Source organism: Streptomyces sp. NPDC104307 (genome assembly GCF_055584045.1).
In genome coordinates this window covers 1259315-1271900 of the sequence record NZ_JBVJMU010000001.1, presented here as the reverse complement: position 1 = coordinate 1271900, position 12586 = coordinate 1259315, and the positions used below count along the sequence as shown (strand labels likewise).

14 protein-coding genes are annotated in these 12586 nt (G+C 72.0%); 4 read left to right on the top strand and 10 right to left on the bottom strand.

Annotation, left to right across the window (positions count from 1 at the left end):
• Positions 1-119: 119 nt before the first annotated feature.
• The gene (locus ACZ601_RS05175) at positions 120-752 is read right to left on the bottom strand and encodes a response regulator (RefSeq protein ID WP_469533122.1); all 633 of its coding nucleotides are present in this window, start codon (positions 750-752) and stop codon (positions 120-122) included.
• Positions 749-1981: a sensor histidine kinase gene (locus ACZ601_RS05170; RefSeq protein WP_469533120.1), complete on the bottom strand. Its 1233-nt coding sequence runs from the start codon at positions 1979-1981 to the stop codon at positions 749-751. Before ACZ601_RS05170 ends, ACZ601_RS05175 begins: the two co-directional genes overlap by 4 nt.
• Before the next feature lie 110 nt (positions 1982-2091).
• On the opposite strand from ACZ601_RS05170, the gene ACZ601_RS05165 reads away from it, so the two are divergent.
• Entirely contained in the window at positions 2092-3174 is a 1083-nt protein-coding gene (locus ACZ601_RS05165) for an ABC transporter permease (RefSeq protein ID WP_469533117.1), read from the top strand.
• Positions 3171-3851, top strand: a complete 681-nt coding sequence (locus ACZ601_RS05160) for an ABC transporter ATP-binding protein (protein ID WP_469533115.1) — start codon at positions 3171-3173, stop codon at positions 3849-3851. The genes ACZ601_RS05165 and ACZ601_RS05160 overlap by 4 nt, the downstream gene beginning before the upstream one ends.
• A gap of 8 nt (positions 3852-3859) precedes the next feature.
• On the opposite strand, the gene ACZ601_RS05155 is transcribed toward ACZ601_RS05160, so the two are convergent.
• Complete coding sequence (locus ACZ601_RS05155; protein WP_440573196.1) at positions 3860-4663, bottom strand: IclR family transcriptional regulator; 804 nt, start codon at positions 4661-4663, stop codon at positions 3860-3862.
• Between the two features lie 326 nt (positions 4664-4989).
• On the opposite strand from ACZ601_RS05155, the gene allB reads away from it, so the two are divergent.
• Positions 4990-6333: an allantoinase AllB gene (gene allB, locus ACZ601_RS05150; protein WP_469533112.1), complete on the top strand. Its 1344-nt coding sequence runs from the start codon at positions 4990-4992 to the stop codon at positions 6331-6333.
• Positions 6334-6375: 42 nt separating this feature from the next.
• On the opposite strand, the gene ACZ601_RS05145 is transcribed toward allB, so the two are convergent.
• The 4 genes from ACZ601_RS05145 to ACZ601_RS05130 all read right to left on the bottom strand — a co-directional run bounded on the left by ACZ601_RS05145 (position 6376) and on the right by ACZ601_RS05130 (position 9693).
• The gene (locus tag ACZ601_RS05145; protein ID WP_469533109.1) at positions 6376-7560 is read right to left on the bottom strand and encodes a cytochrome P450; all 1185 of its coding nucleotides are present in this window, start codon (positions 7558-7560) and stop codon (positions 6376-6378) included.
• Positions 7561-7751: 191 nt separating this feature from the next.
• On the bottom strand, positions 7752-8582 hold the full coding sequence (locus ACZ601_RS05140) for an aldo/keto reductase (protein WP_469533106.1): 831 nt from the start codon (positions 8580-8582) through the stop codon (positions 7752-7754).
• 47 nt (positions 8583-8629) lie between these two features.
• On the bottom strand, positions 8630-8878 hold the full coding sequence (locus ACZ601_RS05135) for a DivIVA domain-containing protein (RefSeq protein ID WP_469533100.1): 249 nt from the start codon (positions 8876-8878) through the stop codon (positions 8630-8632).
• A gap of 62 nt (positions 8879-8940) precedes the next feature.
• A complete protein-coding gene (locus ACZ601_RS05130; protein WP_469533097.1) occupies positions 8941-9693 on the bottom strand; it encodes a 3-oxoacyl-ACP reductase family protein in 753 nt (250 codons plus the stop codon).
• A gap of 209 nt (positions 9694-9902) precedes the next feature.
• Here ACZ601_RS05130 and ACZ601_RS05125 point away from each other — a divergent pair, with 209 nt between their 5' ends.
• Positions 9903-10526: a dihydrofolate reductase family protein gene (locus tag ACZ601_RS05125; protein WP_469533093.1), complete on the top strand. Its 624-nt coding sequence runs from the start codon at positions 9903-9905 to the stop codon at positions 10524-10526.
• A 58-nt stretch (positions 10527-10584) separates the two neighbouring features.
• Here the strand turns inward: ACZ601_RS05125 and ACZ601_RS05120 are convergent, their stop codons facing one another.
• The 3 genes from ACZ601_RS05120 to ACZ601_RS05110 all read right to left on the bottom strand — a co-directional run bounded on the left by ACZ601_RS05120 (position 10585) and on the right by ACZ601_RS05110 (position 12518).
• On the bottom strand, positions 10585-11202 hold the full coding sequence (locus ACZ601_RS05120; RefSeq protein WP_469533090.1) for a TIGR03086 family metal-binding protein: 618 nt from the start codon (positions 11200-11202) through the stop codon (positions 10585-10587).
• 98 nt (positions 11203-11300) lie between these two features.
• The gene (locus ACZ601_RS05115) at positions 11301-11735 is read right to left on the bottom strand and encodes a hypothetical protein (RefSeq protein ID WP_469533088.1); all 435 of its coding nucleotides are present in this window, start codon (positions 11733-11735) and stop codon (positions 11301-11303) included.
• A 138-nt stretch (positions 11736-11873) separates the two neighbouring features.
• On the bottom strand, positions 11874-12518 hold the full coding sequence (locus tag ACZ601_RS05110) for a TetR/AcrR family transcriptional regulator (RefSeq protein ID WP_469533085.1): 645 nt from the start codon (positions 12516-12518) through the stop codon (positions 11874-11876).
• Between the last annotated feature and the right edge of the window lie 68 nt (positions 12519-12586).

The window sequence follows — 12586 nt, the reverse complement described above, 5'->3', positions numbered from 1 at the left end:
CCAACTTTGTAGATCGGGATTGCGTTCCCCCTCTTGCGGGCGGCGCGCCGCCGGAGACGCGCTGGCTCGCTGCGCCGCCGCCCTCCCCGGGCCGTCCGGGGGAGGGCGGCGGCTCCGGTTCAGCGGCGGATGAGCCTGCGGGCCGTCGCTGCCGCGACCGCCGCCGTGCGTGAGTCGACGCCCAGCTTGGCGTAGATGTGCACCAGATGGGACTTCACCGTCGCCTGGCTCAGGAACAGCTGCTTGCTGATCCGCAGGTTCGACAGCCCCTCGCCGACCAGTTGCAGGACCTCCAGCTCGCGCTTGGTGAGGGCCTCCGCGGGGGTCCGCATCCGGTCCATCAGCCGGTGCGCGACGGCCGGGGCGAGCGCGGACCGGCCGGCCGCCGCCGTACGGACCGCGGCGGCCAGCTCCTCCGGCGGGGCGTCCTTCAGCAGATAACCGGCGGCCCCCGCCTCGACCGCGGCCAGGATGTCGGCGTCCGTGTCGTAGGTGGTCAGGATCAGCACCCGGGGCGCGTCCGGCACCGAGGTGATCGCCGCGGTCGCCTCGGAGCCGTGCAGACCGGCGCCGAACTGGAGGTCCATCAGGACGACGTCGAACTCGCCCGTGGCGGCCAGGGCCACGGCCTGCTCCGCGGTGGCGGCCTCCGCCGCGACGTGGAAGTCCGGCTCGGTGTCCAGCACGGCCCGCAGCCCCGCCCGGACCACCGGGTGGTCATCGGCGAGCAGCAGCCTGATCGGCGTGGTCATGCGGGATCCTGTCCGTTCGGGCCTGCGAAGAGCGGTGAATCCGTACCGGCGGGGAGCGGCAGGGTGAGGGCGACGGCCGTGCCCTGGCCGGGCGCCGACTCGACGCTCAGCGTGCCGCCCAGCGAACGGGCCCGCGACCGCATGGCGGGCAGCCCGAAGCCGCCCGTCCCCGTGCCGCTGCCGCCGGGCAGGACGGCGTCCGGCGAGAAGCCGCAGCCGTCGTCGACCACGTCCAGCGACACCGAGGTGTCCATGAAGCTCAGCGTGATCTCGGTCCGCCGCGCCCCGGCGTGCCGCACGGTGTTGGCCAGCGCCGACTGCGCGGTACGCAGCAACGCCACCTCGTACGGGGTGGGCAGCTCCACCGGGGTGCCGCTGACGGCGAACTGCACGGTGAGAGCGGCGTCCGTACCGCGCTCTGAGAGCCGTTCCAGGGCGGCCGCGAGGGAGCCGTTCTCCAGGTCGGGCGGGGTCAGGGCGCGGACGAAGCGGCGGGCCTCCGCGAGGTTGTCCTGGGCGGCCTCGCGGGCCTGGCGGACATGCGGGGTGGCGGGCGCGTCCGGTTCCAGGGTGCGTTCGGCCGCGCGCAGGAGCAGTTGGATGCTGGAGAGGCCCTGCGCGAGGGTGTCGTGGATCTCCCGCGCGAGGCGTTCGCGTTCCGCGAGGGTGCCCGCGGTGCGTTCGGCCGCCGCCAGCTCCGCCCGGGTCGAGACGAGCTCCTCGATGAGTTCGCGGCGCCGCTCGCTCTCCCGGAACAGCGCGTCGTACCCGAGCACCGTCGCGACGGCCACCGCGGCGCCGAGGACCGGGCCGATGAAGGTGCCGGGCGTGACCTCCTGCCCGTGCACCAGGAAGCTGACGATGGCGGCGGCCGCGGTCACCGCGACGGCGGGCAGCCCCCAGCGCATCGGCAGCAGGTGCAACTGGAGGAAGTAGAGCGGGAACGCCACCCACAGCCCGTCCGGCGACAGGACCAGCAGCACCAGCCAGAGCGCCCCCAGTACGGCGAGCCAGCACGCCCCGGCCAGGGTCCCCGGCTGCACGACGGGGGCCAGCGCACCCGCCGCGTACACCGAGGCCAGCACGCAGGACACCACGACGACGGCGGTGGCGTGCGGGTCCCCGGCGCTCACGGCCTTGACCGCCGCCAGCGCCAGCAGCCCCAGCAGCAGGGCGTGCAGACACAGCCGCAGCGCGGCGGCGACCGGCGGATGAACACGTGATTCCATGATTCGTCCAGCGTAGGCGGGCGGTGCCGTGGGTCGGTCAATCGAAAGGTTGATGTCTCGCCCAGCCCGAGGGCGATGTTTCCCGGGCCGCCCCGGCCGACGCTGGAGTCATGTTCGTCGCATGGAGAGATCTTCGGTTCGCCAGAGGCCGGTTCGCGCTCATGGGCACGGTCGTGGTGCTGATCACGCTGCTCGTGGGTCTGCTGTCCGGCCTCACGGCAGGACTGGCTCGGGAGAACACCTCGGCCGTCACGGGGCTGAGCGCCGACCACTTGGCGTTCGCCGCCCCGCCCGACGGCCAGTCGGTGTCCTTCACCAATTCCACCGTCAAGGAGAGCGCCTGGCGGAGCTGGGCCGGACAGCCCGGCGTCGAGAAGGCCCGGCCGCTCGGCATCCGCACGATCGACGCCGCCGCGGTGGCGGGGGAGCGGACGGCGGCCGTCTCGGCGTTCGGCGTCGAACCGGACAGCGGCCTGGCGCCCTCCGGTACCCCGGTCGGACCCGGAAGGGTAGTGCTCTCCGAGCAGGCCGCGGAGGACCTCTCCGCCCGCACGGGTGACCGGCTGCGGCTCGGCGGCACCGAGGTCACCGTCGCGGCCGTCGCGGGCGACGCCTCGTACAGCCATACGCCGGTCGTATGGACCGGGCTGGCCGACTGGCAGCGGCTCGGCGCCGACGACGCGGCCCGCGCCACCGTGATCGCCCTGACCACCACCGACGGCGCGGACCTGGCGGCGGGCGACCGCGCGGCCGGCACCAGCACGCTCACCCTGGACGGATCCCTCACCGCCATCGGCTCCTACCAGGCCGAGAACGGCTCGCTCCAGCTGATGCGCGGGTTCCTCTTCGCCATCTCCGCCCTCGTCATCGGCGCCTTCTTCACCGTCTGGACGATCCAGCGCAGCGGCGACGTCGCCGTCCTCAAGGCACTCGGTGCCTCCACGCCCTATCTGCTCCGGGACGCGCTCGGGCAGGCCGTGGTGATGCTCGCCATCGGCACGGGGACCGGCACCGCCCTGGCCTCCGGCATCGGCGCCCTGGTCAGCGGCGGCGCCGTGCCCTTCGTCCTGGAGGCATCGACCGTCCTCGTCCCGGCAGCCGTCATGATCGCCCTCGGCGCCGTCGGGGCGGCCCTGTCCATCCGGCGGATCACCGCCGTCGACCCGCTCACCGCACTCGGGAGTGCCCGATGACCCTCATGCTCACCGATGTCACGCTCACCTACCCCGACGGCGACGGGCGGCTCACCGCCCTGGACCGGGTGGCACTCGATGTACCCGCCGGCACCCTCACCGCGGTCGTCGGCCCCTCCGGCTCCGGCAAGTCCAGCCTGCTCGCCGTGGCCGCCACCCTGGTCACCCCGGACGAGGGCGCCGTCGTCGTCGCAGGGACCAACACGGTGGGGCTCAGCCGTGCGGACAAGGCGGCGCTGCGCCGCGAGCGGATCGGCATCGTCTTCCAGCAGTCCAATCTGCTGCCGTCGCTGACCGCCGCGGAGCAGCTCCAGGTCATGGCCCATCTGTCGGGCGGTGCGCCCCGGACCGCCCGGACCCGGGCGCTGGAACTGCTCGACGCGGTCGGCCTGGCAGACAAGGCCGACCGCAGGCCGCACCAGCTGTCCGGCGGTCAGCGCCAGCGGATCAACATCGCGCGGGCCCTGATGAACGACCCGGCGGTCCTGCTCGTCGACGAGCCGACCAGCGCGCTCGACCAGGAACGGGGTGCGGCCGTGCTGGACCTGCTCGTCACGCTGACCCGCGAACGGTCCACGGCGACCGTCATGGTCACCCACGACCGGACCCAGCTGGACCGGATGGACGTGACGGTCACGATGCGGGACGGCCGGCTGACCGCCCCGGCACTGGCCTGAGCCCCCGCTCAGCCGCCGGACGTCCCGCTGCTGGCCAGTACCTCGGAGAGCTCCTTGGCGGCCTGCTGGAGCATCGGCACGATCCGCTCGGTGGCCGCCTCCGTCACCCGGCCCGCCGGACCCGAGATCGAGATCGCGGCGGAGGTCGGTGAGTTGGGTACCGAGACCGCGAGGCAGCGGACCCCTATCTCCTGCTCGTTGTCATCCACCGCGTAGCCCGCCCGGCGGACCTGCTCCAGCGCGTCCAGGAAGCCCTCGGGGGTGGTGATCGTCTTCTCGGTCGCGGCCGGCATCCCGGTGCGCGCCAGCAGCGCCCGCACCTCGTCCGGCGAGGTGTGCGCGAGCAGTGCCTTGCCGACACCGGTGGAGTGCGGCAGCACCCGGCGGCCGACCTCGGTGAACATCCGCATCGAGTGCTTGGACGGCACCTGCGCCACGTACACGATCTCGTCGCCGTCGAGCAGCGCCATGTTCGCGGTCTCGCCGGTCTCCTCGACCAGCCGCGCGAGATACGGGCGGGCCCAGGTGCCGAGCAGCCGTGCGGCGGACTCGCCGAGCCGGATCAGGCGCGGGCCGAGCGCGTACCGCCGGTTGGGCTGCTGGCGGACGTATCCGCAGACCACGAGCGTGCGCATCAGCCGGTGAATGGTGGGCAGCGGCAGCCCGCTGCTCGCGGAGAGCTCACTCAGACCGACCTCGCCCCCCGCGTCGGCCATCCGCTCCAGCAGATCGAAGGCGCGCTCAAGGGACTGCACACCACCGCTGGGTCCGGCGGGCTTGGAGTCGGATGTGCTGGCGTGGGACGGCGGCACGTCAACGGTCCTTTCGAAGCGGAAGAGCAAGGCAGCAGCCTACCGGGCGCTTCCCGATCGGCCCACTGTTCCGGGTCGGCGTCCTGGCCGGTCAGGGCCCGTTTGTCCGGGTGTCCACCGGCGGCCGGACGGTTCTGGCGCACGGCCTCCGGCTTATTCTACGTTCCGCTCTACGAAATTAGTCTTTTACTTTGTGGAAATCTCCAGTCGACATCCCTCATGGTCCGCTGGGTGGCCGACGCGGAGAGCGGGGGTCTTGACGGGCCGCTTTCGCGAGTGAAGACTCCGTCAACAGTTCGTTGAATTTCTGGAAGTGGGGAGCACGCGTGTCCGCTACGGACGTGAAGCTGGTACTGCGCTCGACGCGGGTCGTCACTCCTGAGGGGACGCGGCCCGCGACGGTCGCCGTCACCGACGGGAAGATCGACGCCGTCCTGGCGTACGACGCGGAGGTGCCCGAGGGCGCCCGGCTGGAGGACTTCGGTGACGACGTCCTGCTGCCCGGCCTGGTGGACACCCACGTCCATGTGAACGACCCCGGCCGCACCGAGTGGGAGGGCTTCTACACCGCCACCCGCGCCGCCGCGGCCGGTGGGATCACCACCCTGCTCGACATGCCGCTCAACTCCCTCCCGCCCACCACCACCGTCGAGCACCTGCGCGTCAAGCAGCGGGTGGCCGCCCCCAAGGCGCACATCGACACCGGCTTCTGGGGCGGTGCGATCCCGTCCAACGTGAAGGACCTGCGCCCGCTGTACGAGGCCGGGGTCTTCGGCTTCAAGTGCTTCCTGTCGCCTTCCGGCGTCGAGGAGTTCCCCGAGCTGGACCAGGAGCAGCTGGCCCGCTCGATGGCGGAGATCGCCGGGTTCGGCGGGCTCCTGATCGTGCACGCGGAGGACCCGCACCACCTGGCGGCCGCACCCCAGCGCGGCGGCCCCGCCTACGCGGACTTCCTGGCCTCGCGGCCGCGCGACGCCGAGAACACCGCGATCGAGGGGCTGATCGCCCACGCCAAGCGGCTGAACGCCCGCATCCACGTACTGCATCTGTCCTCCAGCGACGCGCTGCCGCTGATCGCCGCGGCCAAGCGCGAGGGGGTGCGGGTCACGGTCGAGTCCTGCCCGCACTTCCTCACCCTCACCGCGGAGGAGGTCCCGGACGGCGCCACCGAGTTCAAGTGCTGCCCGCCCATCCGCGAGGCGGCCAACCAGGACGCGCTGTGGGAGGGGCTCGCGGACGGCACCATCGACTGCATCGTCTCCGACCACTCGCCCTGCACCACAGATCTCAAGACGCCGGACTTCGCCTCCGCGTGGGGCGGGATCTCCTCCCTCCAGCTCGGTCTGCCCGCCATCTGGACCGAGGCCCGCAAGCGCGGCCACTCGCTCGACGACGTCGCCCGCTGGATGTCGGCCGCCCCCGCCGAACTGGCCGGTCTGCGCTCCAAGGGTGCGATCGAGGCCGGCCGGGACGCCGACTTCGCGGTCCTCGCCCCCGACGCCACCTTCACCGTCGACCCGGCCGGGCTGTTCCACCGCAACCAGGTCACCGCGTACGCCGGCCGGACCCTGCACGGCGTCGTCAGGTCCACCTGGCTGCGCGGCGTACGGATCGCGTCGGACGGCGTGCTCGACGCCCCCACCGGCCGCCTCCTCGAAAGGGACCGCTGAACACGGCCGGCTCTTGCTGGGGACGGGCTGGGGGCGCGGGCCCTACTGGGCGGCCGCCGGTTCGAACGCCACATCCAGGCAGTCGAAACCGCGCAGCCCGTTGTTGATCATCGGCTTGGACTGGAGGATCTCGAAGCGGGTGACCCGGTCGGCGAGCCGTTCCAGTAGCGCGCTCATCTCCAGCCTGGCGAGGTGCATACCGACACACACGTGCTCGCCCCGCCCGAAGGCGAGGTGATCCGAGGGGCGGCGGGTGATGTCGAAGCGCGTCGGGTCCGGGTAGTGCCGGTCGTCGCGGTTGGCGGAGGCGTAGAGCAGCGCGACCCGGGAGCCGGCGGAAAGTCCGACACCGCCGATCTCATGCTCCTCGGTGAGAAACCGGCTGAACTGGGGAACCGGTGATTCGAGGCGCAACGACTCGTTGATCGCGTGCGGGATCAGCGATCGGTCATCGCGCAGCAGGTCCCACTGAGCGGGGTGCTGGGCGAACAGCGCCACCATGTTGGCGATGGCGAGAATCGTCGTGTCCAGACTCGGAGTGACGTAGTCGAGCATCATCATCGGACACTTGTCGGGCGAGATTTCGCCACGGTCGGCGGCCTCGTAGAGCTGCGCCGCCCAGCCGTTGGGATCGATCTTCCCCGGCACGGCGTCGTTCATGGCGAAGGACATGAACTCCTCGACGGCAGGTCCCGCCGCGGCGGCGCGCTCGTCGGCGGGGCCTTGGGTGTTCCAGATGGCGGCGGCCCATTCGAGCATCTTCTCCCGTCCGTGTTCCGGGAGGCCGACCAGATCCGACACCACGGCCATGGGGAGGTGTCCCGCCAACTCGGCGACGACATCGCACCGGCCCTGGCCGACCACCCGCTCGACGACCCGGTCGGCCTCGCTCTCGATACGCGGAGTGATCTCACGCATCCGGTCTGCCCGCAGCGGCCGTCCCAACACGGTTCGCATCGCCGTGTGTTCGGGCGGATCGCTGCACAGCGTGATCCCCTCAAGCTGGGCGTTCACCTCCCTGTCCACGAACACACCGTGTGCTGAGGAGAACGTCTGCCAGTCCGTCAGGGCAGCGCGTACCTCGTCGTAGCGCGGCAACGCGTACATGTCGTAGCGGGCCAGGTACACCACGGGCCCGAGTGCCCTCAGCTCGTCATAGATTGCGTAGGGGGCGACGCGCGCCGAATCGGTGTAGAGGTCGACGTCGCTGACGGGTATGCCGGGCAATGGTCCTCCTGGGGACGCGCGCGACCTGGTGCCGCTCGGACGCAGTAACTGCTGCCCAGAAGTGCCAAGAATGAACGAACCTCGCCTCGGCTGATCCATAAGCTCGGTCCGAGGGCTCGGCCCCGTCGCGGCTGAATCCGACGCAGTTCTGTGTGACAGGTTCGGTTGCGCGGCTTGGAGGGCTGGTGTGCTCAGAACTCCTCGTGCGTCGAGGGGTCCCCGCCGAACCGCTGCCGGGGCCCGGCCGCGATGCGCGCCAGCTCCTGGGCCGTCAGCTCGAAGCCGAAGAGGTCCAGGTTCTCGCGCTGCCGTCCCGGATCGGCGCTCTTCGGGATCGGGACGGCCCCGAGCTGGGTGTGCCAGCGCAGCACCGCCTGTCCCGGTGTCACCCCGTGCGCCCGCGCGACGGCGACGAGACCGGGGTCGGCCAGCAGGTCGTGACCTCGGCCCAGCGGGCTCCAGCTCTCCGTGACGATGCCCTTGGCGGCGTGCACGGCCCGCAACTCCTCCTGCGGCAGCCGGGGATGCATCTCGATCTGGTTGACGGCGGGCAGCACCCCCGTCTCCCGCTCCAGCCGGTCCAGGTGGTCCGCGGTGAAGTTGGAGACCCCGATCGACCGTACGAGCCCCTCCTCGCGGAGCCGGATCATGGCCTTCCAGGTATCGACGTACAGATCGACGCGGGGCAGCGGCCAGTGGATGAGGTAGAGGTCCACGTAGGAGAGGCCCAGGTTGCGCCGGGACTCCTCGAACGAGGCCAGCGTCTTCTCGTACCCGTGGTGGCGGCCCGGCACCTTGGTGGTGACGAAGACGTCCTCCCGGTCCAGCCCGCTGCGGGCGATCCCGCGCCCGGTGCCGGTCTCGTTGCCGTAGTTCAGCGCGGTGTCGACGAGCCGGTAGCCGAGGCCCAGGGCCCCGGCCACGGCTTCCTCCGCCGCGTCGTCGTCCAGGGGCCAGGTGCCGAGCCCGACCGAGGGCACGGTCCGGCCGTCGATGAGTGTGTGCGACGGGGTCTCGGGCATGTTCGGCTTCCTCTCGTCGGACGGCTGCCTGCCCGGCCAGCCTAGGGTCACTTCTCGCGGCCGGCCTCGCGGTGCAACTGCGCGATGACCTCGTCGACCCGGCTCCGCTCGTAGCCCCGGCGGACGAGTTCGAAGGCCACCGCTTCGGGCGGCGGCGCACCGCCACGGAGCCGGACGAGGTAGGCGTCGACCTGATCGCGGTCGTATCCGCGCCGGGCGATGGTGAAGCCGAACTCCTCGTGCAGCGGGGGTTCGTACTCCTCGCGCGCCTCACGTGAGCCGCGTGACCAGAACATGGGTGCCTCCTCCGGCAGGGTGGGCGGACGGACGGAAACGTCCGCCCACCCTGCCACGGAACTCAGGCGGCGTGGCCACCGTCCACCACGACCTCGGTTCCGGTGATGTACGCGGCCTCGTCACCGGCCAGGTAGGCGATGAGCGAGGCCACTTCTGCGGCCGTGCCGAACCGGTCCAGCGCGGTCGCGGCCCGCTGCCCGGCGGCGAACGGGCCGTCGGCCGGGTTGAGATCGGTGTCCACCGGTCCGGGCTGGACCAGGTTGACGGTGATCCCGCGCGGGCCGAGCTCGCGGGCGAGCGGCTTGGTGAGTCCGGACAGCGCCGACTTGCTCATTGCGTAGAGCGTGCCGCCCGGTCCGCCCGCGAACCGGCTCAGGGCCGTGCCGAGGGTGATGATGCGGCCGCCGCGCTCCATCAGGCCGGCCGCCGCCCGGCAGGCCAGGAAGACGGCCCGCACGTTGACCGCGAGCACTTGGTCCACATCGGCGGTGCTGAGGGTGTCGATGGGGCCGAGGACGCCGATGCCCGCGTTGTTGACCAGGACGTCGAGCCGGCCGAACGTCTCCGCCGTCCGGTGCACCGCCGAGGGGACGGCCTCCGGGTCGGCCGAATCGGCGCGCAGGGCGACCGCGCGGCGGCCGCACGCCTCGATCTTCCGCACGGTCTCCTGGGCGGCGGCCTCGTCCCTGGCGTAGGTCAGCGCCACATCGGCGCCGTCCTGGGCGAGCCGCAGGGCGGTCGCGGCGCCGATGCCCCGGCTGCCGCCGGTGACGAGTGCGACGCGGTTGGAGCCGGTGCTGCTGGTGCTGTTCATCAGGGGTCCTGTCCGTTGCCGGTGGTGGTGTCGCCGGTTGGCTGACAAGGACAAGGAAAGTTCTTCTGCGGCCCGGAGACCGGCGGGAAACGGACGCCCACTCCGTTTCGGTGTCCCGGCCGGCCGATGAGTTGCGGCCCGCGCGGGGGTCAGAACAGATGGAAGCGGAATCCGCGGCCGTTACCGAGCCCCGAAGAAGGAGCAGGACCATGGCGAAGCTGACCCTCATCACCTTCCTGACGCTCGACGGCGTCATGCAGGCCCCGGGCGGCCCCGAGGAGGACCCGAGCGACGGATTCGAGTACGGCGGCTGGCAGGCCCCCGTCATCGACGAGGAGAGCGGGCGGTTCGTCGGGGAGCTGTTCGACCGCTCGGCGGCCTTCCTGCTCGGCAGGCGTACCTACGACATCTTCGCGGGGTACTGGCCGGGCATCACCGACCCCGACAACCCGATCGCCGGCCGGCTCAACCGGTACCCCAAGTACGTCGTCTCGACCACCCTGGAGAAGGCCGACTGGGAGAACACCACCGTGATCTCCACCGATGTCGCCGCCGAGATCGCCCGGGTCAAGGAGCGCACCCAAGGGGGCGAGGTGCAGATCTACGGCAGTGGTGTACTCGCCCGGTCCCTGATGGCGCACGGCCTGATCGACGAGTACAACCTGCTGGTCCACCCGGTCGTGCTCGGCGCGGGCAAGCGGCTGTTCACGGACGGCGGACTGCCGACGGCCTTCGAGCTGACCGGCGCCCGCACGACGCCCAACGGCATCGCGATCAACACCTACCGGCCCACCGGGCGGGCCGAGTTCGGCTCCATCCCCGACGGCACGTGAACGACCGGCACGTGCGTACCCAGTACGAGAACGAGCGGTACGTGGACGGCCCCCGCGCTCAGCCGCCGTGCGGCGGGCTCCAGTCCGGCGAACGGCCGAGCGCCGACAGCACGAGCCGGAAGGTGTCCGGGCTCCCGGAACCCGCCGCCCCACCGCCCGGCAGGGCGGGCCGGAAGGCCGCCCCCGGCCGCTCGCGCGACTCGCCGCCGGGGACGCGCAGGGCGATGGGCAGCGCGGCCTCGACGACGTCCGGAGGGAAGGCTGTGCGCAGCCCGAGGGAGGCCGCCGCGTCCCAGGAATGCACCACGTAGTCGATGAAGTGGAACCCGATCGCGGTCGGCGCGGCGAACGTCGCGGCGGCATCGATCTCCGGAAGCGCGAACCGCCGCTCCAGCATGCCCGGTTCCGCGAACGCGTCCAGCACCGCATCGGCTGCCTCCCGGTACCGGGCCGCCGGATCGTCCCCGTACGGGCGGGTCCGCCAGGCGGCGGCACCGGCCCCCTGACCCCGCGCGGCGGCGGCGAACCCGAGGTGCTGGGCGCCCATGTGCTCGACGAGGCGGCGCAGCGTCCAGTCGGAGCAGGGGGAGGGGCGGTCCCAGTCGCCGGGGCCCGCGCTCCGCACGATGCGCACGGATTCCAGCACTGCGGCCCGGTCGAGCTGCACGATGTCCACGGTCGGGGTTCCTTTCGTCGGGCGGAACAGATGGTTCGGGCGGTACAGATGGTTCGGGTGGGCCCGGGGGTTCGGGTGAGCTTGGCGGTGTGGGGAGGTCAGGCCGGCGGCGTCGGCCACGGTGCCGTTCCGGATACCAGCCGCCAGGCGGATTGGCGGAGCACGGCGGGGGAGGTGAACGGGGCCGTCCAGGTGGCGGAACGCAGAGTGCCGCGGTCCCGGTGGGCGCGGACGATGCGCTGGTGGTCGGGGCGGGCGACGAAGCCCATCAGGTGTTCGGGGGAGGTCCAGACGGTGATGGACCCGGAACGGTTCATCCGGGGGCTCACGTCCACCCACAGCCACATGCCGACCGCGCCCGGGGTCGCCGGCCAGGTGCGGCGCAGCCGCATGCCCGCAGCCCCGACGGACGGGGTGCTCCAGGGGCGGTGAGTGACGAACTCGGTGACACCGACGACCACTTCGGTCCCCCGTTCCACGGTCCGGGCGGCGGGGCCGCTCCGCCAGTGCGTGCTCCAGAGGATGTGCGGCACGGGCTGTCCTTCCCCCTGCGTGGTCCGGCCGGGCCGTCGCGGAGTTCCGCAACGGATGACCGCGACCATACAGTTGAACGAACGATCGTGCTATTAGTTTTGGGCAAGCCGCCTGACAGAGGGCAGGTGCGCCAGGCGCTACGCGCTGCCGGGCAGCGAAGAGGCGTCCACCGCCACCGCCCGCAGCCGTTCCAGGATCGCGCGCGCCGCCCTCGTGTAACCCTCGGAGCTCTTCCGGAGCACCGAGTCGCCGTTGGCCAGCTCCAGGAACGCGATGATCTCGAAGGCGAGCTGGGCGGCATCGCAGTCCGCCTGGATCTCGCCCAGTGCCCGTGCCTCCTCGATGCGCCGCTCCACGAAGGCGACCCAGCCGGACTGCGCGGCCACGAGCGCGTCGTGCACCGGGCCCTCGCGCGCGTCGAACTCCGCGATGGCCGCGTAGAAGAAGCAGCCCCCGGGGAACACCCGCTGCTCCGAGTACGCGATCCAGCGCTCGTACAGCTCCCGGATCCGCCCCAGCCCGGCCGGAACGGCGCGTACCGGCCGTACGACATGCTCGTCGTACACCGCGGCGGCGGCCCGCACGGTGGCCAGCTGGAGCTCCTCCTTGGAGCCGAAGAGGGCGAACACACCGCTCTTGCTCAGCCGGAGCTCGGTGGCGAGCCGGCCGAGCGAGAGGCCTTCGAGGCCCTCCACCGACGCGACCGAGGCAGCGTGCGCGAGCACCAGCTGCCGGGTGCGGTTGCCCCGTTCGACCCTTCCGTCCTGGCGTGCTCCCGCCATCTGGCGACTCCGTGCTCGGTGGGGTGCGGGGCGGCCGATGTCGGACCGGCCCGGGGCTCGCCATTGTA